Consider the following 19,576-nt stretch of genomic DNA (forward strand, 5'->3'; position numbering starts at 1 on the left):
CGCCGCCCCCTCCGTTGCGACCTTTCGCTACACTTGCAGACCTATGCCTGCATTCCTGCGCGGGCTAGGCAACGCGTGCACAAGATCGAATCGCGATCAGGGAGAGAAATGATGAAGTTCAAGGCAGTCCTGGCGTTCCTCGTTGCGGGCAGCATGACCGCAACGGCAGCGGCGCAGCAGACCGGCGCAGGCGCGCCCCCGGCTCGCCCCGGCGCCCCGGCGGCCCCGCGTTCGATGCTGCCCCCGCCGGAGCCGATCGAACACATCACCGGCAACGTCTACAAGATCTTCGGCGGCGGCGGTAACACGCTGGTTGTCGTCCAGCATGACGGCGTGATCCTGGTGGACACCAAGATGCCCGGCAACGGCCAGGCGATCATGGATGAAGTCCGCAAGATCACGGACAAGCCGATCAAGACGATCATCTGCACGCATAGCCATCCCGACCATACGGGCAGCACCGACTTCATCCGCGAACTCTATCCCAATGTCCGCATCGTGATGAGCGAAGGCACCAAGGCCGAACTGGCGGCCAATCCGCAGGGCAATCCCAAGCTGCTGCCGACCGAGACCTACAAGGACCGCCTGACCATCGGCGAAGGCGATGAGCGGATCGAGCTGTTCCACACCGGCGTGGGCCACACCGGCGGCGACACTTTCGTGGTCGTCCCAGCGGCCAAGCTGCTGTTCATGGGTGACGTGATGGCGTGGAACATGGCGCCCTTCCTCCCCGCAGGCGGCGCAGAGGCCATTGCCACCGAGACCGAGAAGCTGGTCGATGCCGTGAAGGACATGGGCATCGAAATCGTGGTCGAAGGTCACGGCCATGTGAACAATTGGGCCGGGCTCACGCGCCTGTCGCACTTCAACCGTGCCCTCGTTACCGCAGCCAGGGCCGCCTATGATCGCGGCGACGCACCGGGCGTGGCCGTGGCCGAGCTGCAGCGCAATCCGGAATTCGCGCCACTGCTCGACACGCACATCAAGAAGGGCCTCGAATATGGCAATACGCCGCTGGCCCGCGCACATATGAACGTCAACGTCGCCTACACCGAATTCGCGGGCGAGCAGGCCGGTTTCGGCATCGCCAATGGTGCGCCCCTGCCTGCCACCGACAAGCACAAGGGTTCCGACCCGAAGGATACCGCTCCGCCCACGCCGGAAATGCTGGCGGCTGCAGTAGCCAAGTAAGGCCTCTCAACGGATTTCGTCATTGCCGCGCGATCTTCGGTCGCTCGCAATGACGAAATCCGATCAGGCAATGCCATGCGCACAAGGCTTAGCATCTGCCGGAAGAAGGCTTCCTATCGCACTCAGGACGATGCACTGGCCGCCATTAGGGCATCAGGGCTGGACCTGCGCCTCTATCGCTGCGACCGGTGCTGGCAGTTTCATCTGACAAGCCGCCGGAAAGGCAAGCGCCTGCCGGGGCTTGGCCAATAAACGTCATTGCGAGGGGCCGCAGGCCCCGTGGCAATCCAGAACCTTTGCGTGCAATTGCCCTGGGTTGCCGCACGGCTTTGCCGCTCGCAATGACGAGCGCATTTTTGAGAGCAACGGGCGTTAATCCCCTTCGGAAGCCGCCATCAGATCCATCAGGTTGCGCGCGGCCTCGCGATCGGCCTCGTCCTTGAAGGCGACATCGAGATCGGGCGCCTGTCCCAGCATGTAGAGCAAGCTCCACAGCGCAAACCGCCGCGCCCGATCCGTCTCCAGCCCGAAATCGACCCGCATCCGGTCAAGCCCATCGGCCTGAACCGCGGGCGACACCTGCGAAAGGTCCGAAGTGCCGAAATAGCGGCGAAGCTGGTCGTCCAAATCCATCCGCCATGCCTAGCGACATAGGCTGGGAAAGGGAATGGTGGGCCGCCCCATCGTCATCCCAGCTTTCGCTGGGATGACGTATAGGAAACCTTATCCCTTCCCCCCATCCCGCGCTCATCCGCGCGCAAGGTCAGTACCTCGACCCCGGTCGCGGTAACCGCCACCGTATGTTCGAACTGCGCGGAGAGCGATCCGTCGCGGGTTACCACGGTCCAGCCGTCATCTTCGGTTCGCACGGCCCGGCGGCCCTGGTTGAGCATCGGCTCGATAGTGAAGGTCATGCCTTCGCGCAGGGTCATTCCGGTGCCGGGGCGGCCGAAATGGAGCACTTGCGGGTCTTCATGCATTTCCCGGCCTATGCCGTGGCCGCAATATTCGCGCACCACGCTATAGCCGTATTTCTTCGCGTGGCGTTCAATCGCGGCGCCGATATCGCCCAGCCGCGCGCCGGGGCGAACAGTGCGGATGCCTTGCCACAGCGCCTCATAGGTTCCCCGAACCAGTCGCTTCGCGGCCGGATGGACTTCCCCCACCAGGAAGGTCTTGCTGGAATCCGCGATATAGCCGTTCTTCTCCAGCGTGATGTCGAGATTGACGATATCGCCGTCCTTCAACACATCCACCGCCGAGGGGACACCGTGGCAGACCACGTCGTTCACTGAGGAATTGAGCACGAAGGCGAAGCCATATTGCCCCTTGCTGGCGGGGCGGGCCTCCAGATCGTCGACTATGAAGCGCTCCACCAGCGCGTCGATCTCGAGCGTGGATTTACCCGCCAGTGGAGTGCGGTCGAGCATTTCGAAAACGGAAGCGAGCAGACGGCCGGATTGGGCCATCAGCGCCAATTCCTCAGGCTGCTTGATCATGCGCCACATCTGCCAGCGGTGGAGGCGAAACGCCTGCGGAGTTCAATTCCCGCTCCATGATCTGGTTGAAGCTCAGCGTCGGATTGGTCTCGCACAGCATGCCGAGCCTGATCCAGAACGCCGCCTGCGCATTGATCGAGCGGCAGGACACCTTGCTCGCCCGGCGCAGTTGATCGTGCAGATCGTCGTCAATATTCACGATGCCCATCGGGGTCTCCATATACGATTCGTATATGGTTCGTATATTGGAAGAGGGCAGCAGTGACTAGGGGCGAATGGGGCTTGGTTGCTGCACCGGCCTGCCCTGCCCGTCACGCAGGCGCACTTCGTCGGAAATCGCGGCGGTTTCCAGCCGGTCGAGCGCATCCTGTGCGGCGGCATAGCGCCGGGCGTCGGCGATCCAGCGCAAGGCATCCGGGCTATCCGCGCCGGGAAGGTTGCTCACTTCGGCCGCTGCCGCCGCGACGCGACCGCTCTCGAGAAACAGATGCGCCCGCTCCATCCGCTTGAGCGGCTGGGGCGAAGGCGTCGCCTCATGCCGGACGACGAAGAGTTCGGAAAATTCGCGCTTAAGCCGTGCCCAGCTGATTTCGCTGCTGGACCTTCTGGTGAGATCCGGCGCCAAACCGTCCAGCCGGGCGACGAGTTGATCGAGGGTGACCGGGGACTTGGCCGCCTCGATCACTGTGCGCACGGCGTTGGGATGGGCATCGCCGAAACGCAGCTTGAGCTGATCGGCAAGGCTGCCCAGCGGCTGACCACGTTCGATCGAACGGCGCGAGGCGAAGGCGACCAGCAAGGCTTCCGAGCGGGCAGCATTGCCGGCAACCGACTGCGCCTGCAGCGAAAGCTGGTCCAGCCGCTGCTCCACCGCGACTACGCGCGCTTCGATCCCGCCCTGCTGCTGTGCGACCTGCTCCACCTTCTCTGCCGCCTGTGCGGCGGCCTGGGCATCGCTCGCGCTGGCGCCTGGCGTGGGTGCGGAGGCGAGGAGCGGCTGGCGGTCGGCTGGCTGGGATGTATCCTGGGCCGCGTCGCCGATGCCGGGCAGGAAATCGAGCCCGCCCTGCCATGCGACATAGCCCGTCGCCCCCACCCCGACGAGGAAGGAGACGAGCACGGCACCGATCAGCAAGCCGCTGCCACTGCCCCGGCGCTCAGGGCTGCGGGGCCGCGCCCGGCTGAGGAAATCTTCTTCCATATCGTCCTTAGTCGACCCGGACAGTCCGCACCGTTAGTACTCTTATGGCACGGAACAATCCGGTTTCAATGGCACATGTCCTGCGCAAGTGCCAATAGTGCAGCCTCATTGGGTGCTGCCGCGCTGCGGACCTGCGCCCAGCCCTGGCCCGCCGCCGCCGCGATACGCGGGCCCAGCGCGGCCAGCGCGATCCGCGCCTTGTCGACCCCAAGCCTTTCGCATTCGGCGGAAAAATGCCGTGCGGCCTCGGCCGAATAGAGCAGCACAACGGGGCCTTCCTCACTGCCCTCCCGCAAGGCCAGTTCCAGTTCGGGCGACATCGGCAGGGCCGCGCTTTCATAAACGACGCGGGTCACCAGCACGATACCGAGCGGGGGATTGAGCGGCACATGCTTCTCCCCGGCAAGGCGCAGCAGCGTGAGCGGCCTTCCCGCGAGTCCGTCCAGCACCTGCTGCAACCCGCCTGTCCCCACGACTTCCAGCGGAAATCCTGCCCGCAGAGCCGCCTCGCCCGTTGCCACGCCCACGGCATAGACCGGCTTGGCCCTGAAGGCATCGAGCCCGGCCCCACCCAGACGTAGCGCATTGGCACTGCCGATCAGCAGCCCGTCGATCCCTTCCGGTGCCGGAGGCTCCCACGGCCGGGCACGCATTTCGAACAGGGGCCAGCCGGCCATGTCGAGCCCGACGGCAGCAGCTGCCGCCAGCGTATCTTCCATGCCCCTTACGGGCCGGATCACGATTGCGCGCTTCATGGCGGCCATCAGCCTGCAGAACCGGTGAAATGCTGACGGATGGCGGGCGAAGCCCGGCGTAGCAATTCCGCCGCCAGCGCGGCAGGCGCATCCTCGTCGCCCGGAACGAAGCGGGCTTCGAATTCGACCCGCTCCACCCCGTCAGGGCTGAAGATCGCGGCGCGCATCGCCAGCAGGCCGCCTTCTTCGCGGCACAGGACCGCGATGGGGCTGTGGCAGGTACCGCCCAGCCCGGCGAGCAAGGCCCGCTCCGCCATCACCTGTGCGCGGCTGGGCGCGTGGTCGATCGCGGCAAGCAGGGCGCGGGTTTCCGCATCGTCAGCGTTGCATTCGATCCCGATCGCGCCCTGTGCCGGGGCCGGGAGCCATTGATCCACATCGAGCGGCGAGCCCACATGGCTCTCGCCCAGCCGGTTGAGCCCCGCAGCGGCGAGCAGGGTCACATCCGCCTCTCCCGCTTCCAGCCTGCCGAGGCGCGTCGCGACATTGCCGCGGAAGCTCACCACGCTGCAATCGGGCCGCAAATGGAGCAATTGCGCCGCACGGCGCGGGGCGCTGGTGCCGATCCGCGATCCCGGTGCGAGTTCGGCAATCGAGGCCGCACCCACCAGCACATCGCGCACATCCTCGCGCGGGAGGATCGCGGCGATGGTCAGCCAGTCGGGCCGCAAGGTCTCCACATCCTTCATCGAATGGACCGCCGCATCGATCAGGCCTTCATGCAGCCAGGCGTCGAGTTCCTTGGTCCACAGCGCCTTGCCGCCGATCTCCGCCAGCGGTCGGTCGAGCACCTTGTCCCCGCTGGCGAGCACGGGGACGAGTTCCACATCGGCCTCCTCCCAGCCATGGGCGGCGCACAGACGACGGCGGGTTTCCTCCGCCTGCGCCATGGCGAGCGGGGAGCGGCGAGTGCCGAGGCGGAGCTTCGGAGAAGGTGTTGCAGGAGCGTTCATGGCAGTGGGTTGCCCTAAAGCGCATTTGCGTCCAGTGAAACCCCGGATGAGGAGGATCCTTGGCATCGAATCCAGCTGCGACGAGACGGCGGCTGCACTGGTCGCGTCCGACCGGCGCATTCTTGCGCAACGTATCGCCAGCCAGGACGAGGAACATCGCCCCTATGGCGGTGTGGTGCCGGAAATAGCCGCGCGCGCGCATGCCGAGAAGCTCGCCCCCCTGATCGAGGCCACTTTGGCCGATGCGGGCATGACGCTGGACGATGTGGATGCCATTGCCGCCACGGCCGGGCCGGGCCTGATTGGCGGGGTAATGGTCGGGCTGGTTTCCGCCAAGGCACTCGCCATGGCCACCGGCAAGCCGCTCTATGCGATCAACCATCTGGAAGGCCACGCGCTGAGCCCGCGCCTTGCGGATGAGAGCTTGCGCTACCCCTATGCGCTGCTGCTCGTTTCGGGCGGGCATTGCCAGATTCTGAAAGTGGCAGGCGTGGGCGAATATCGCCGCTATGCTACCACGATCGACGATGCGCTGGGCGAGGCTTTCGACAAGACGGCCAAGATTCTCGGGCTCGGCTACCCCGGCGGACCGAAGGTTGAAAAGCTGGCCCGCGAAGGTAACCCCAAGGGCGTGCCCCTGCCCCGCCCGCTGGTGGGTAGCGGGGAAGTGCATTTCTCCTTTGCCGGGCTCAAGAGCGCGGTCCTGCGCGCCAAGGAGAGCGGCAAGTATTCCGACGCGGATATCGCCGCCAGCTTCCAGCAGGCGGCCGTCGACTGCGTTGTCGACCGCTTGCGCATCGCTCTTCAGGAAATGGATGAAGTGACCGCGCTGGTCGTGGCCGGCGGGGTTGCCGCCAATTCCGCCATCCGCGCGGCGCTGGAAGGCGTCGCGGCAGAGTTCGGCCTGCCCTTCTCCGCCCCGCCCATGGCCTTGTGCACGGATAATGCGGCGATGATTGCCTGGGCGGGGCTGGAGCGGTTCGAGCCGGGCCATTCCGACCCGCTCGACATTGCCGCACGGCCGCGCTGGCCGCTCGATCCGGCGGCCGAGCCGGTACGCGGCGCGGGGGTCAAGGCGTGACGTCAGGCAAGGTTAAGGGGGCGACCAATATCGGCGTGATCGGCGCAGGCGCCTGGGGCACGGCGCTGGCCCAGATGCTCGCCAGCGATGGCAGCGAAGTGCTGCTATGGGCACGCGAGGCGGCACTGGCTCAGGAAATCAACACGGCGCGAGTGAACAGCGCCTATCTCCCATCCGCAAGGCTCTCCCCCTCGATCCGCGCGACCAGCGAGATCGCGGAGGCGGCCGCGTGCGACATCCTGCTGATCGTCACCCCCGCCCAGCACATGGGCACGGTTTTGCGCAAACTCCCCCGCGCCCCGCGCGATCTGGTCCTGTGCAGCAAGGGGATCGAGGCTGGGACGGGCCGCCTTATGGCAGATGTCGCCCGCGATGCCGTGCCGGGTGCGGAAATCGCCGTCCTATCCGGCCCCACCTTCGCGCATGAAGTGGCCGCGGGCCTCCCCACTGCCGTCACGCTGGCCTGCAGCGGGGGTGAAGAACAGTGGGACAGGCTCGCGCCCGCCATCGCCCGGCCGAGCTTCCGCCCCTATTATACCGACGATGTCGTGGGTGCGGAGATCGGCGGCGCGGTGAAGAACGTACTCGCCATTGCCTGCGGCGTGGTCGAAGGGCTGGGCCTCGGCCAGAATGCCCGCGCCGCCCTGATCGCGCGCGGCTATGCCGAAATGCTCCGCTTCGGCGAGGCTTTGGGCGCCAACTCCCATACTCTGGCGGGACTGTGCGGGCTGGGCGATCTCGTCCTCACCTGCTCCTCCACCTCCAGCCGCAATTTCTCGCTTGGCAAGGCGCTGGGCGAAGGGCAGCTTCCCGCCGCCCTGCTTGCCAATCGCCGCACTGTTGCCGAAGGCGCCTCCACCGCGCCGGTTCTGGTCGAACGCGCGGCGCAGCTGGGCATCGCCATGCCCATTGCCGAGGCGGTCGAACGGCTGCTGGCCGGCGTTTCCGCACCGGAAGTCGTCTCGGACCTTCTCGCCCGTCCCCTGCGCGCCGAAGGACAGCTTGCTTGAGTGCCGCCACGCATAATTCCGCGCCCGAAGGCGGCGACATCGCCGCTCTGGCCAAGGGCGGGCGAACAAATTTCTTCGGTTTCCTGCTCCGCCTCGCGGCGCGCATGCCGTTCCTGTTCATCGCCGGCCGCCTCTATGGGGCCGAGGCACTGGGCCGCTTCGCCTATGCGCTCGTGGCCGTGGAACTGGCGGCACAATTCGCCGCCCTGGGCCAGAAGCGCGGACTGGCGCAGCAGCTTTCGCGCGGGGAGCAGCCCCCCGCCCACATCATCGCCGACGGCATGGTGCTGAGCATCATCACGGGTTCCGCCCTGGCGGCCCTGCTGATGCTGTTCCCACACGTGATGTTCCCTTCCGGCGGGTTCACCCAGATCGACTGGCTGCTGCCGCTGGCAGTGATTCCCTTCACCCTGACCGACATCGCGCTGTCTGCCCTTGCCTATCGCTACGATATCGGCACCACGGTGAAGGCGCGTTCGGTAGTGGAGCCGTGGACCTTGTCGATCGCGGCGGCCGGCGCTTTCTTCTTCCTGCCGCATAGCGGGCTGGCGCTGGCCTATATCGCATCGATCTTCGCCGCCGCGCTGACCGCTTTGATCCCGCTGTTCCGCGCCTATGGCATGCCTCATGGCTGGACCCCGCACCCTTTCCGCATCGGCAAGCTGGCCATCGGCAATATTCCGCTGGCCGCCGCCGACGCGGTGGAATGGGGCACGCGCCGCATCGACATCGCGATCCTGGGCCAGTTCGCCACCCCCACGGCCGTGGGGGTCTATTGGGCGGCCCAGCAGGTCGCCAGCCTGCCTTCCAAGCTCAAGAGCAGCTTCGAGCCGATCCTGGGCCCGGTCATCACCCGCAACGTCATCGAGAAGAATTACGGCGCCATCGCCAAGCAGGTCTGCCAGGTCGGCTTCTGGATCACTGCGATGCAGGCCGGCGTGGCACTGGCACTGGGCATTCCGGGCGAGGCCGTGATGGGCCTCGTCGGCCCGGAATTCGTCGGCGGCACCGCCGCGCTCGCCTTCCTGCTGATCGCCGAAGTGGTAGCCGCCACGGCAGTCGTCTCCGAAGCCGCGCTGATCTACGTGGCGCGGATGAAGAACCTGTGGGTCTCGCTCACCACGATTTCGTTGCAGGCGGGGCTGACCGTGGCCTTCATGATGGCAGTAGACCGCTATAATTTGCCGGATTTCTATTATGCGGGCGGCGCAGCTCTGGCACTCGCACTGGCTTTGGGCTTCGCCTCCATCACCAAGGGCTTCATCCTCTCGCGCCTGCTGCGCGAGCCGGTGAACAACTGGCGCTGGGCACTCGTCTGGGCCGCGGCCCCTGCCATCGTCGTGGGCTGGATCGCCATCCAGCTGCCCGAATGGCTGGAACTGAGCCTGGGCGTGCCGCTGATCCTGGGCGTCTATGGCTGGATGATCTGGAACAAGGGCTTCGGCCCGGAAGATCGCCTGCTGTTCCGCCGGAACGTTACGAAGAAAAAGACGGAAGAACCCCTAGGCTGAGTTTTTTCCGGTTCGGGGATAGACCTCGACCTGCCCCGCGTGAATATAGGAGTTCATGCTCCGCTCACCGCTGCTCCCGCTGGTCCTGGGTCTGGCCCTTATCGTGCTGCTTGCCTTCACCGGCGCGCGGCTGACCGGGCCTGCGCTTGCCGGGGACCTCTCACACAAGGCGCAGGCGGTTATTGCCAAGGCGGGCGGCACTGGCATTACCGCGCGCTTCAGCACTGCCAGCGGCCAGCCCAGCCGCCATCCGCTGCTGATCGGCGGCAAGGGGCTCAGCGACGCTTCGCGCGGGCAAGTGGCCCGCGCAATTGCCGCCATCCCCGGCGTGGGCGGCGTGCGCTGGGAAGACAGCTCTGCCCTCGCCTCCCGCGCGGCACCTGCCGAACGACCGCTCCATTGCGAGAACGATGTCGCAGCACTGCTCAGTTCCCGGTCCATCCGGTTCGAGGAAGGCTCCAGCCGGATCGACGCATCCAGCCTTGGCCTGCTGGACGAAGTGGCGGCGGCACTGCGCCCCTGCCTCGGCGCGATCATCGCGATCACCGGCCACACCGATTCCTCCGGCCCCGAGCCGAGCAATCTCGCTCTCTCGCGCGAGCGGGCCAATGCCGTGCTGGCGGCGCTGGTCGGGCGCGGGATTCCGGCTGACGGGCTACGGGCGAGCGGGGTCGGTTCAACCCTGCCGGTCGAGGGGCTCGATCCCACCGATCCGGCCAATCGCCGCATCGAATTTTCCGTGATCGAAAGCGTGCCCATCAAACCCACGCCGGTCGATACGCCCGGGCCGCGATAGCGCCCTTGGCTCCGGGCACGGCAAGCCTTAGAGCCACCGCTGAAAGGAACGATGCGCCCATGCCGATCTGGCTCGAATTGCTGGTGCTGCTGCTGGTCGTCTTCGCGGCGGGCATGGCGCTGGGCTGGGTGCTGTGGGGCGGTACGCCGGCCCCTGTCAGGGAGGACAAGGAATGATGCAACTGGTCGCCGCCAATTGGTGGCTGTTCGTGATCGCGCTGATCGTCGGCATTGCGGTCGCGTGGTGGATCTTCGTCGCCAACCGCAAGACACGGGTGGTCACGTCCCGGCCCGACGTGCTGGACGAAGGCGCAGCGCCTGCCCAGCGCAATCAGGCGCTGATCGATGCGCCCGCAGCCAATGCGGCAGCCAAGGCCGAGCCGGTACCGGCACCCTCCCCCGCACCTGCCGCTGCGGCCTCTGCCGCAGACGATCTCAAGCGGATCAAGGGCGTCGGCCCCAAGCTGGAAAAGCTGCTCCATTCGCTGGGCGTGACGACCTATGCCGAAATCGCCGGATGGAACGATGCCGATATCGACCGGATCGACGCCCAGCTCGGCACCTTTGCGGGCCGTATCCGGCGCGATAGCTGGCCCGAACAGGCAAAGTTCCTCGCCGCAGGGGACGATGCGGGTTTCAAGGCAAAATTCGGGGCTGTCTGACCTTCGTCGCCGATCCCTCTTGCTAGGCTTTCCGCGGCCCGCTAGTTGACCGGTTTCAGAGGAGACTATCCCTTATGGTTCCCTTCGACTGGGCCGATCCCTTCGATCTCGACAGCCAGCTTACCGAAGAAGAACGGATGATCCGCGATGCCGCCCACGGCTTCGCCCAGTCCGAACTGCAGCCGCGCGTGATCGACGCCTTCCGGGACGAAGTGGACGCGCCGGAACTGTTCCGCCTGTTTGGCCAGTCCGGCCTGCTGGGCGTGACAATCCCCGAGGAATTCGGCGGCGCGGGCGCGGGCTATGTCGCCTATGGCCTCGTCGCGCGGGAGATCGAGCGGGTCGATTCCGGCTATCGTTCGATGGCCAGCGTCCAGTCCAGCCTCGTGATGTATCCGATCCACGCTTATGGGTCTGACGAGCAGCGCCGCAAATATCTGCCCGGCCTTGCCAGCGGCGAGTTGATCGGCTGCTTCGGCCTGACCGAGCCCGATGCGGGCAGCGATCCGGGCGGGATGCGCACGGTGGCCAAGGCGGATGGCGACGGCTACGTCATTTCCGGCAGCAAGACCTGGATCAGCAACTCCCCCTTTGCCGATGTATTCGTCGTCTGGGCCAAGAGCGAAGCCCATGGCGGCAAGATCCGCGGCTTCGTGCTGGAAAAGGGCATGACCGGGCTCGAAGCGCCCAAGATCGAAGGCAAAATCTCGCTGCGCGCCAGCACCACCGGCATGATCATGATGGACGAGGTGAAAGTGCCGGGCGATGCCCTGCTGCCCAATGTCGAGGGGCTGAAGGGCCCGTTCGGCTGCCTCAACCGCGCACGCTACGGCATTTCCTGGGGCGCCATGGGCGCGGCCGAGTTCTGCTATGCCGCCGCCCGCCAATATGGCCTCGATCGCAAGCAGTTCGGCCGTCCACTCGCAGGCACCCAGTTGTTCCAGAAGAAGCTGGCCGACATGGCGACGGAAATCGCGCTGGGCCTCCAGGGCTCGCTGCGCGTCGGCCGTCTGATGGAAGAACACCGCTTCGCCCCCGACATGATCAGCATGGTGAAGCGCAACAATGTCGGCAAGGCGCTCGACATCGCCCGCATGGCCCGCGACATGCACGGAGGCAACGGCATTTCCGAGGAATATCAGGTCATCCGCCACATGGTGAACCTCGAAACGGTGAACACCTATGAAGGCACGCATGACATCCACGCCCTGATCATCGGCCGGGCGATTACCGGGCTGGCGGCGTTCTAAATCCTCCCCCATAGGGGGGAGGAGGACCATGCACAGCATGGTGGAGGGGCTCCTGCCGTTACGTTCTGCCCTAGGGACGTGCCCCTCCGTCAGCCCTGCGGGCTGCCCCCCCCCGGACCGGGGAGGATCGAACCATCCCAAATCTGCGGACAGCCGCCTGCACCCCATAGGCAGGCCCGGCCCCGCAACCTATAGCCCCAAGCCATGCGCCCATCCCCTGCCACCCTGCTGCACGACGTGTTCGGATTCGAACATTTCCGGGGCGTGCAGGAACAGGTCGTGGAGCGGGTGCTGGAAGGCCGGGGCACTCTGGCGATCATGCCTACCGGGGCAGGCAAGTCGCTGTGCTACCAGCTTCCTGCCGTGGCCCTGCCGGGCTGCTGCGTGGTCATCTCGCCCCTGATCGCGCTGATGCATGACCAATTGCGCAGCGCGCGGGCGCTGGGCATTCGCGCGGCAAGCCTCACTTCCGCCGATGCCGACTGGCGCGAAACGCAGGACCGGCTGCTGGCGGGCGATCTGGACCTGCTTTACGTCGCGCCGGAAAGAGCGAGCGGCGAAGCTTTTCGCAACCTGCTCGAACGCTCGAAAATCTGCCTTTTCGCGATAGACGAGGCGCATTGCGTTTCCGAATGGGGGCATGATTTCCGCCCCGATTACCGCCTGCTGCGCCCTTTGCTGGATGCCTTCCCGCAAGTCCCGCGTCTGGCGCTGACGGCAACGGCGGATCATCATACCCGCACGGATATCCTCGCCCAATTGGGCATCCCGGAAGAAGGCCTGATCGTCTCGGGCTTCGACCGGCCGAACATCCGCTATGCCGTGCAGCCGCGCGATGGGCTTTCGCGCCAGTTGGCCGACATCCTCGCCGCCAATACCGGCCCTGGCATCATCTATGCCCCCACCCGCGCGCAGACCGAGCGCCTGGCGGAAAGCCTCGCCGCCAAGGGCGCGCGCCGCGTGCTGCCCTATCACGCCGGGCTGGATCCGGAAGTGCGCGCCCGCAATCAGGCCGCCTTCATCGCCAGCGAGGATATGGTGATGGTCGCCACGGTCGCCTTCGGCATGGGGATCGACAAGCCGGACGTGCGCTTCGTGGTGCATGCCGGCCTGCCCAAGAGCATCGAGAGCTATTATCAGGAAAGCGGCCGTGCGGGGCGCGATGGCGATCCCGCGCAAGCCACCCTGCTGTGGGGACCGGAGGATTTCGTCCGCGCCCGTCAGCGCATTGGCGAGACAGAGGAAGCCCGCCAGCCGGGCGAGCGTGCACGGATCGGCGCGCTGGGCGCGCTGGTGGAAACCGCGACCTGCCGCCGCGCTGTGCTGCTGCGCCACTTCGGGGAACATCCCCCCACCACCTGCGGCAATTGCGACAATTGCCTCACCCCGCCCAAGGGCGTGGACGGCACCGAAGTTGCGCGCAAGCTGCTCTCAGCCGCCTATCGCACTGGCCAGAGCTTCGGCCTGGGCCATCTGGAAGCGGTGCTGCTGGGGCAGGAAAACGAGAAAGTGATCCAGCGCGGGCATCACGCCCTGTCGGTATTCGGGATCGTGGAGGGCGAGGAGACTGCACTCATCAAGCCCGTCGCCCGGGCGCTGCTGGTGCGCGGCGCGCTGGAGACGACCGAACATGGCGGCTTGATGTTGGGCCAGGACGCACGGGCGATATTGCGCGGAGAAGAAAGCGTGCAGCTTGTCCTGCCCCCCGCCCGGGCAAAACGCGGCAAACGCGGGGGCAGCACCGCCAACCCGGTGGGCGATCCGCTATTCGACGCGCTGCGCGAATTGCGGCGCGACCTTGCCCGCGATGCGGATGTGCCGCCTTACGTCATCTTCCATGACAGCACCTTGCGCGAACTGGCCGCCCGCCGTCCGCTAAGCCATGCCGAACTGGCGGAAGTGCCCGGCATCGGCACCCGCAAGCGCGAGGCCTATGGCGACGTGTTCCTTCGAGCCATCGCCGCCTTCGCCTGAGGCTAGGCCCGGATCACTCGGGCAGAACGTCTTCGGGCGAGACGATAATCACCACGCGGCGGTTTTCCTGCCGGCCTTCCTCGGTGGCATTGCTCGCGATCGGCTGGGTTTCCCCCAGACCGATTGCCTTGACGCGGCCATCCGTCATCCCGCCGGAAACGAGCGCCAGCTTCACCGCATTCGCCCGGCGCTGCGACAGGTCCAGATTATAGGATTCCTCGCCAACCGAATCCGCATGGCCTTCCACATCGGCCCCGTGAATACCGACACCGGAAAGTTCACGCGCCATGGTACCGATGCGCGAAACCTGCTCTTCGGCCAGAACCGAGCCGTTAGTAGGGAACAGCAGCTTGCCGTCGAGGCCAAGCAGCCACTGATCGCCTTCCTCGCGGAATTCATACTGGCGCAGCTTGGCAATCTGCTCCGCCGAATATGGCGACACAGGCTGGTCCGGGATCGTCTGGCAGGCCAGCAACGGCAGGAACGCCAGCGAGGCCACCAGCCGCCTGATTGTTCGTCCGCCAGCTGCCTGCTCAACCGAATGCATTATTAATTCTCCTGGTCTTGTCCCGATACATCGCAGCATCCGCGCTGCGCACCAGATCCTCGGCCGTCTGCCCGTGATCCGGATAGATCGCAAAGCCGACGCTGATCGAAAGGGCGACAAAGCCACCCTTCCCGAGTTCGATTGCCTCTTCCATCGCGGCCTCGATACGGTCGACAATCGCGTCGACCTCTTCCGCTTCGATCGGCGCGCCTAACAGGATGGCGAACTCATCGCCACCCAGGCGGAACACCGTATCGGCCTGCCGCACGCATTTGCGCAGTCGCACAGCGATGGCCTGCAGCACTCTGTCGCCAGCCTCATGCCCATGGCAGTCATTGATCTGCTTGAACTCGTTCCCGTCGAGATAAAGCAGCGCGAAACGCGAACCGCCCGAGGCCCCGGCCTGGATGGCCGCCGCGAGGTGCCTTTCGAACAAGGCGCGATTGCCGAGGCCAGTGAGCGCATCGTGCGAGGCCTGACGCGCCAGTTCCTGATTTTCCTCTGTGAGCCCGTCATACCAGCCCTCAAGCTCCGAGAGCAACGCGTTGAAATCGTCCACGAACATATCGACTTCGGCAAGGCCCGGAGCCGGCACGCGGCGATGGAACGCCCGCTCCGTCCGCACGGAGCGGGCGACTTCCGCCACATGGTTGAGCGGATCGATCACGCCATGCTTCAGCTTGCGCGCCAGAATACGCATGGCGACCAGCGCGATACCCGTGCAGCACAGTGCGATCAGCAGCCCCTGCAGCAGGAAGCGGGCAATATCGCCCGAACTGCCCATTACACGGACCTCGCCGATCTTCTCGCCCCCGCGTTGCACGGGAATGACATAGGGCGTGGGCCAGATCACCTTGCCGACAAGCCGTTCGATCCCCGCCGACAGCCCGTTGCCGCTGCGCGACCAGCTCTGCAGCACCGCGCCATCGGCATCCAGGACCTCGATCCGTTCCACCGCGCCATTGCCGGCCAGCGAGGCAATACTCTCGCCGATAGCCTCCCGGTCGCCGAACACGATGGCCGGCTCGACCGAATAGGACAGCGTCCGGGCGATCAGCGTCAGATTACGCTCCGCATTGTCGCGGATCACCGCCGCGCCACTGGCCATCACCGTCAAGCCCGCCAGCATGACGGCAAATCCGATCAATTGCCGGTGCGCCCGCGAAAGAACGGAAAGCAGCGAAGGACTTTGCGTCTCGGCCATGGCTACCTTCCTTCCGCCATGCGCAATACGCGCGGATCGACCCGCACGCCCGAGCGCGCCACTGCATCGATATTGAGCCGGAAAGTCACTGCCGCCGGCTTGTAGACCAGGCAGAACATGGCCTCGCTCCGGCACTGCGGATCGCGCTCCGCAATGGTCACGATCGGCAGCCCGCGCGCCCTTGCGGTCCATTGGCGCATCGCGGCCAGATCCATCGCGCCGAGATAGAACGCATCGCAGGCGGCCGGCGCGGCAACGGCATCGCGGGTAAGCTGACGGACCGCCACTTGCCGTCCGTCGGGAAGAATGATGGCCTCCAGCCCTTCCGCATTGTCGGCCTGGCCAATCACACACAAACGCACGGGATCTGCCCTTTTCGGCCAACGCGAATATTCAAGGATCGCACGAACGACACGCGCCGTGGAGGCATCCATGCCCCCGTCGCCCTGCTGGGAGGAGACGACGAACGCCATCTCGTCCGTCATCGCTCCGGCTGGCGCGGGAACAAGGAAGGAAGGCACCAAGGCCAGCAGCACAGCAGCAAGAACGCGCACGAAACTCACAGCCGGGCCTGGCATCGCTCCGATGGCGCATGTGCCGGAATCGAACGCCCTCAACCCCAAAAAAGCAACTCTCAGCCGTGAATGCCTGCAATCGCTATTCCAGATTATCGCGGGCTGGCAAACAACAATCCATGGATTTGAGCGAATGATGATCCGTAGCGGACAGGCGAACGCATCATCGTGCGACAGCCACGGTTCATCCGCGAGACATTAGGGCGCGGTGCTGGTATCGAGCCGCCAGAAATCGTCGCAGCCCCACCCCGAGGTTCCTTGTCCCAGCCGGCCTACGCCTCAAGCACGACCCTGATCGAGCGGATGCGCGGCGAATTCGGCCGTCGCGCCGCGGGGATCGTCGTCGCCCTGCTGCTGGAAGCAGTCATCCTCGCGCTGCTGTTGACCCTGGGCATGGGCAAGAAGGAGGATGCTCCGCTCGCCTCGGTAGTAACGACGTTCGATTCCTCGTCAGAAGACGATTCCGAGTCTCCGCCGGACGCGAAGCCGGAGGAACAGAAGCCTGTCGTGCAGCCCAGTGCCCAACCGCAGCAGCAGCCCCAGCCCGATCCGCAACCTGCCCCGGAGCCGGTCGTGCAGCCGCAGCCCGCGCCGAGCCAGCCTGCCTTCATTCCAATCTCGAAAAGCCAGATGGCGCAGCTCGACATTTCGAACCTGCCCAAGGCGCAGCCCGCACCGGCGCAGACGAAACAGGCCTATGGCCCGGCGAATGTAGGTGGCGCCAAGGATTCGCAGCGCGTCGGCACTGCCCCCAACGGCAAGCCGATGTATGCCGCACAATGGTATCGCGAGCCGACCCATGACGAGTTGGCCGGCTATCTCTCCACCGCAGACGGACCTGGCTGGGGCCTGATAACCTGCCGCACGGTGCCCGAATACCGGGTGGACAGCTGCGTTGCGCTGGAGGAATCCCCGGACCATTCCAACATTGCTCGCGCCGCCCTTGCCGCCGCCTGGCAGTTCAAGGTCCGCCCGCCCCGGCTGGGCGGCAAATATGTCTATGGCGAATGGGTCCGGATCAGGATCGATTACGAGATCAGGCGGCAGTAGCGCGATCTACTGCGCGGTCACCTTCTTCACCCAGTCCAGCACCGGGCCGGAGAGCGAAGTGTCATCCGTGCCCACGGCCATGCCTTCGGTGAAGTGGTTGTGGTCCGGCAAGTCGATACTGGCCGTGCAGGGGCCGGATTGCGTGCACAGCGCGGCGATCAGCGTCTCGGCCGTGTGACGCATGGGATCGGGGTCCAGTTCGGCAAAGCCGATGAAAAGCGGCGTAGCGGCGTGGCGCAGGCGGGCGATGGTTGCGGACTGGGTCTGCAACGATCCATCCGCGCCGTAATAGACATGCGCCTGCGCAGGCGCATCCACGGCGTAATTAGGCGAGAGCAGGATGGCGCCCTTCACGCCTGCCGCCTCGTCGCCATGCAGCTCCGTATGGCCGACATAATCCGCCACGTGGTTCGCCCCGGCGGAATGGCCCCACAGCACGATCCGCTCGGGATCGCCGCCATGCGCCGCGATATTGGCCCGCACCCATGCCAGTGCCGCGCGCAGATCTTCCACGCCGGTCGGCCAGGGGTGATCGGGCGCCAGGCGGTAATTGATACCCACGCCCACCATGCCGTGGCGCGCGGCCCAGGCAGTGATGTTGTCGGGATAGAACGTGCCCTGCTTGTCCCCGCGCACGAAACCGCCGCCATGGACGAAGACCAGCACCGGCAACGGTCCTTCTGCCGCCTCCGGCACATAGAGGTCGAGTTTCTGCAGGGCGTCGGCGCCATAGGAAACGTCGCGGGTCAGCGCGATCCCGGCATAGGTTTCGGCGGCGAAGAGCGGCTCGTAAAGCTGGCCCACGGTCGGGTCCATGCTCTGGCCCATTTCATGGAGCCGCGTAGCGATATCGGGGGGAACCTGTGCCATGGCGCTTCCTGCGAGCAGAAGGGAACCGAGGCCTGCGGCCAGTTTCAAACGCATCGCCCTCTCCCCCGGCGCGGGCATTTTGGCTGCCCGGCACCACAATCCCTCCCGGCGTCAGCCGAAAGGGCCGCCCCTCCCCCGCGCTGGGCGGGAGAGGGGCTGGCGATTACTTGTCCATCACCATGGCAACGAAGTCCACCGTCTGGCGGGTAGCCGCGGCGAATTCCGTTTCGGTCGCCTTGAACGAACCGAAATGGGCGAACTGGTCAGGCGTCATGCCGTCGAATTCATAGGCGGCGCGGAAGCTGGGCAGCTTCAGCAGCTTTTCGATGCTCGCCTTGTTCGGCTCGCGGTCGATCGCCTTGGGATCGAAGTCCGCCAGCTCGTCCTCGGCATTCATCAAGCCGGCGATGTAGCTCGGCGGGCAGGTGTAGACCATGTCCGAACCCGCATAATCCTCGATATGACGGCTAACCAGCTTGCCCGTGCGCTCGTCCTTTTCGACGCGCATGGAGCACTGCAGCATCTTGGACGGATGGTTTTCCGACTTGCCGAAGTGATAGGCGCGCTTGAGGATCGCTTCCTCGCCGTCGCGGATTTCCGGCAGGGTCAGTTCGATGCCACGGGTCTTGGCTTCAACCTTCCAGTCCGACAGTTCGCCAAGGCGAGCCGACATATGCGTGATGACCGAACGCCACTTGGACAGGTCCACACCGGCGGCGCGAGCACGCAGCAGGCCGGCGCTGACGGCCGACATGCAGCGCATGTACTGCGGCACGGTGAAGCTGGTGGTGTTGTTGGTGGAAATGCCGCGCGCGGTCAGTTCTTCCAGAACCTCGTAGCCTTCCTTCGAGCCGGGCAGCTTCACCATCACGTTGGGTGCCTGTTCGTAGATCGAAAGGCCCTGGGCCAGCATCTTGTCGCCATCGCGCACGAAGCGCGGATCGACCTGGCCGGAAAGCATGCCGTACTTGCCGCCCGACTTTTCATAGACCGGCAGGATCGCTTCCGCACCCTTCTTCACCAGTTCCAGATAGAGCGTCCAGTACACGCCTTCCACGTCCATGCCCGGATTGGCGCGGGCGATGTCACGGATGTGATTGGCCCAGCGTTCCGGCGCCAGCTTGATCGCCTGGAGCGACAGCGGCGGATTGGTGGTGACGCCGCGGAAGCCCATCACGCCCGTGGTTTCGATGGTTTCATGGTCCATCAGGCGGGTCAGCTGGGTTTCCCATTCCGCCCGCTTGCCTTCCGGCGCCTTGGCGAGGGTTTCTTCCTTCCAGCTGGGGTAAATCAGGGGCGAGGAATCCCACCAGATTTCGGCTTCGGGATTGGTCGCGGCGAGCTTTTCGAGAATGTTCTGGGTCATAGTGGCGCCCCTCTAGGCCTGTTTGCACGCGCGCGGCAATGGCTGGTTTGCTTTGCAGACGTGAGAAAAATCTGGACCGCGA

At 65.5% G+C, this 19,576-nt stretch carries 20 protein-coding genes; 9 read left to right on the forward strand and 11 right to left on the reverse strand.

Annotated elements, in window-relative coordinates; all coding sequences use genetic code 11:
- The first annotated feature begins 111 nt into the window (after positions 1 to 111).
- Positions 112 to 1,191, forward strand: a complete 1,080-nt coding sequence (locus tag WFP36_RS04880) for an MBL fold metallo-hydrolase (RefSeq protein WP_336978343.1) — start codon at positions 112 to 114, stop codon at positions 1,189 to 1,191.
- 372 nt (positions 1,192 to 1,563) lie between these two features.
- On the opposite strand, the gene WFP36_RS04885 is transcribed toward WFP36_RS04880, so the two are convergent.
- From WFP36_RS04885 to hemC, 6 genes are all read right to left on the reverse strand, one after another.
- Entirely contained in the window at positions 1,564 to 1,824 is a 261-nt protein-coding gene (locus WFP36_RS04885) for a hypothetical protein (protein ID WP_336978344.1), read from the reverse strand.
- 53 nt (positions 1,825 to 1,877) lie between these two features.
- Complete coding sequence (gene map / locus WFP36_RS04890; protein ID WP_336978705.1) at positions 1,878 to 2,690, reverse strand: type I methionyl aminopeptidase; 813 nt, start codon at positions 2,688 to 2,690, stop codon at positions 1,878 to 1,880.
- Positions 2,674 to 2,898: a ParD-like family protein gene (locus tag WFP36_RS04895; protein ID WP_336978346.1), complete on the reverse strand. Its 225-nt coding sequence runs from the start codon at positions 2,896 to 2,898 to the stop codon at positions 2,674 to 2,676. Before WFP36_RS04895 ends, map begins: the two co-directional genes overlap by 17 nt.
- A 57-nt stretch (positions 2,899 to 2,955) precedes the next feature.
- Positions 2,956 to 3,891, reverse strand: a complete 936-nt coding sequence (locus WFP36_RS04900) for a hypothetical protein (protein WP_336978348.1) — start codon at positions 3,889 to 3,891, stop codon at positions 2,956 to 2,958.
- A gap of 65 nt (positions 3,892 to 3,956) precedes the next feature.
- Positions 3,957 to 4,646, reverse strand: coding sequence for a uroporphyrinogen-III synthase (locus WFP36_RS04905; protein WP_336978350.1), 690 nt, complete (start codon positions 4,644 to 4,646; stop codon positions 3,957 to 3,959).
- Positions 4,647 to 4,654: 8 nt separating this feature from the next.
- Positions 4,655 to 5,599, reverse strand: coding sequence for a hydroxymethylbilane synthase (gene hemC / locus WFP36_RS04910; protein ID WP_336978353.1), 945 nt, complete (start codon positions 5,597 to 5,599; stop codon positions 4,655 to 4,657).
- Between the two features lie 46 nt (positions 5,600 to 5,645).
- Here hemC and tsaD point away from each other — a divergent pair, with 46 nt between their 5' ends.
- From tsaD to recQ, 7 genes are all read left to right on the forward strand, one after another.
- The gene (gene tsaD, locus WFP36_RS04915; protein ID WP_336978355.1) at positions 5,646 to 6,680 is read left to right on the forward strand and encodes a tRNA (adenosine(37)-N6)-threonylcarbamoyltransferase complex transferase subunit TsaD; all 1,035 of its coding nucleotides are present in this window, start codon (positions 5,646 to 5,648) and stop codon (positions 6,678 to 6,680) included.
- Positions 6,677 to 7,690, forward strand: a complete 1,014-nt coding sequence (locus WFP36_RS04920) for an NAD(P)H-dependent glycerol-3-phosphate dehydrogenase (RefSeq protein WP_336978356.1) — start codon at positions 6,677 to 6,679, stop codon at positions 7,688 to 7,690. The genes tsaD and WFP36_RS04920 overlap by 4 nt, the downstream gene beginning before the upstream one ends.
- Positions 7,687 to 9,201, forward strand: coding sequence for a lipopolysaccharide biosynthesis protein (locus WFP36_RS04925; RefSeq protein ID WP_336978358.1), 1,515 nt, complete (start codon positions 7,687 to 7,689; stop codon positions 9,199 to 9,201). The genes WFP36_RS04920 and WFP36_RS04925 overlap by 4 nt, the downstream gene beginning before the upstream one ends.
- 55 nt (positions 9,202 to 9,256) lie before the next feature.
- Entirely contained in the window at positions 9,257 to 9,997 is a 741-nt protein-coding gene (locus tag WFP36_RS04930; protein ID WP_336978360.1) for an OmpA family protein, read from the forward strand.
- A 172-nt stretch (positions 9,998 to 10,169) separates the two neighbouring features.
- A complete protein-coding gene (locus tag WFP36_RS04935; RefSeq protein WP_336978361.1) occupies positions 10,170 to 10,658 on the forward strand; it encodes a hypothetical protein in 489 nt (162 codons plus the stop codon).
- Positions 10,659 to 10,732: 74 nt separating this feature from the next.
- Positions 10,733 to 11,908: an acyl-CoA dehydrogenase gene (locus WFP36_RS04940; protein ID WP_336978363.1), complete on the forward strand. Its 1,176-nt coding sequence runs from the start codon at positions 10,733 to 10,735 to the stop codon at positions 11,906 to 11,908.
- 204 nt (positions 11,909 to 12,112) lie between these two features.
- Positions 12,113 to 13,882 (forward strand): DNA helicase RecQ, encoded by a 1,770-nt coding sequence (recQ, locus tag WFP36_RS04945; protein ID WP_336978365.1) that lies wholly within the window; start codon positions 12,113 to 12,115, stop codon positions 13,880 to 13,882.
- A gap of 13 nt (positions 13,883 to 13,895) precedes the next feature.
- Here the strand turns inward: recQ and WFP36_RS04950 are convergent, their stop codons facing one another.
- Genes WFP36_RS04950 through WFP36_RS04960 form a run of 3 tightly spaced genes read right to left on the reverse strand, consistent with a single transcriptional unit; the run spans position 13,896 to position 16,196 of the window.
- Positions 13,896 to 14,429 carry an outer membrane lipoprotein YfiB gene (locus tag WFP36_RS04950; RefSeq protein ID WP_336978367.1) on the reverse strand — a complete coding sequence of 178 codons (534 nt, stop codon included), beginning with the start codon at positions 14,427 to 14,429 and terminating at the stop codon, positions 13,896 to 13,898.
- Positions 14,416 to 15,633: a diguanylate cyclase DgcN/YfiN gene (locus WFP36_RS04955; RefSeq protein ID WP_336978369.1), complete on the reverse strand. Its 1,218-nt coding sequence runs from the start codon at positions 15,631 to 15,633 to the stop codon at positions 14,416 to 14,418. The genes WFP36_RS04950 and WFP36_RS04955 overlap by 14 nt, the downstream gene beginning before the upstream one ends.
- Positions 15,634 to 15,635: 2 nt before the next feature.
- Positions 15,636 to 16,196, reverse strand: a complete 561-nt coding sequence (locus tag WFP36_RS04960; protein WP_336978371.1) for a regulatory sequestration protein YfiR — start codon at positions 16,194 to 16,196, stop codon at positions 15,636 to 15,638.
- 270 nt (positions 16,197 to 16,466) lie between these two features.
- On the opposite strand from WFP36_RS04960, the gene WFP36_RS04965 reads away from it, so the two are divergent.
- Positions 16,467 to 17,258: a hypothetical protein gene (locus WFP36_RS04965; RefSeq protein WP_336978372.1), complete on the forward strand. Its 792-nt coding sequence runs from the start codon at positions 16,467 to 16,469 to the stop codon at positions 17,256 to 17,258.
- Between the two features lie 6 nt (positions 17,259 to 17,264).
- Here WFP36_RS04965 and WFP36_RS04970 read toward each other — a convergent pair whose 3' ends face one another.
- Both WFP36_RS04970 and WFP36_RS04975 read right to left on the reverse strand, forming a co-directional pair.
- The gene (locus WFP36_RS04970) at positions 17,265 to 18,128 is read right to left on the reverse strand and encodes an alpha/beta hydrolase (protein ID WP_336978374.1); all 864 of its coding nucleotides are present in this window, start codon (positions 18,126 to 18,128) and stop codon (positions 17,265 to 17,267) included.
- A gap of 163 nt (positions 18,129 to 18,291) precedes the next feature.
- Positions 18,292 to 19,494, reverse strand: coding sequence for a transaldolase family protein (locus WFP36_RS04975; RefSeq protein WP_336978376.1), 1,203 nt, complete (start codon positions 19,492 to 19,494; stop codon positions 18,292 to 18,294).
- Positions 19,495 to 19,576: the final 82 nt, after the last annotated feature.

The organism is Fulverythrobacter fulvus, from assembly GCF_037154085.1.
Lineage (GTDB): Bacteria > Pseudomonadota > Alphaproteobacteria > Sphingomonadales > Sphingomonadaceae > Andeanibacterium > Andeanibacterium fulvum.

What these genes read in the sequence shown, in the direction of transcription:
- WFP36_RS04885 (WP_336978344.1), bottom strand. Translation starts at nt 1,824, where the DNA reads ATGGATTTGGACGACCAGCTTCGCCGCTATTTCGGCACTTCGGACCTT.
- WFP36_RS04905 (WP_336978350.1), bottom strand. Translation starts at nt 4,646, where the DNA reads ATGAAGCGCGCAATCGTGATCCGGCCCGTAAGGGGCATGGAAGATACG.
- WFP36_RS04880 (WP_336978343.1), top strand. Translation starts at nt 112, where the DNA reads ATGAAGTTCAAGGCAGTCCTGGCGTTCCTCGTTGCGGGCAGCATGACC.
- WFP36_RS04975 (WP_336978376.1), bottom strand. Translation starts at nt 19,494, where the DNA reads ATGACCCAGAACATTCTCGAAAAGCTCGCCGCGACCAATCCCGAAGCC.
- WFP36_RS04940 (WP_336978363.1), top strand. Translation starts at nt 10,733, where the DNA reads ATGGTTCCCTTCGACTGGGCCGATCCCTTCGATCTCGACAGCCAGCTT.
- tsaD (WP_336978355.1), top strand. Translation starts at nt 5,646, where the DNA reads ATGAGGAGGATCCTTGGCATCGAATCCAGCTGCGACGAGACGGCGGCT.
- WFP36_RS04895 (WP_336978346.1), bottom strand. Translation starts at nt 2,898, where the DNA reads ATGGGCATCGTGAATATTGACGACGATCTGCACGATCAACTGCGCCGG.
- hemC (WP_336978353.1), bottom strand. Translation starts at nt 5,599, where the DNA reads ATGAACGCTCCTGCAACACCTTCTCCGAAGCTCCGCCTCGGCACTCGC.
- map (WP_336978705.1), bottom strand. Translation starts at nt 2,690, where the DNA reads ATGATCAAGCAGCCTGAGGAATTGGCGCTGATGGCCCAATCCGGCCGT.
- WFP36_RS04950 (WP_336978367.1), bottom strand. Translation starts at nt 14,429, where the DNA reads ATGCATTCGGTTGAGCAGGCAGCTGGCGGACGAACAATCAGGCGGCTG.
- recQ (WP_336978365.1), top strand. Translation starts at nt 12,113, where the DNA reads ATGCGCCCATCCCCTGCCACCCTGCTGCACGACGTGTTCGGATTCGAA.
- WFP36_RS04930 (WP_336978360.1), top strand. Translation starts at nt 9,257, where the DNA reads ATGCTCCGCTCACCGCTGCTCCCGCTGGTCCTGGGTCTGGCCCTTATC.
- WFP36_RS04935 (WP_336978361.1), top strand. Translation starts at nt 10,170, where the DNA reads ATGATGCAACTGGTCGCCGCCAATTGGTGGCTGTTCGTGATCGCGCTG.
- WFP36_RS04955 (WP_336978369.1), bottom strand. Translation starts at nt 15,633, where the DNA reads ATGGCCGAGACGCAAAGTCCTTCGCTGCTTTCCGTTCTTTCGCGGGCG.
- WFP36_RS04900 (WP_336978348.1), bottom strand. Translation starts at nt 3,891, where the DNA reads ATGGAAGAAGATTTCCTCAGCCGGGCGCGGCCCCGCAGCCCTGAGCGC.
- WFP36_RS04970 (WP_336978374.1), bottom strand. Translation starts at nt 18,128, where the DNA reads ATGGCACAGGTTCCCCCCGATATCGCTACGCGGCTCCATGAAATGGGC.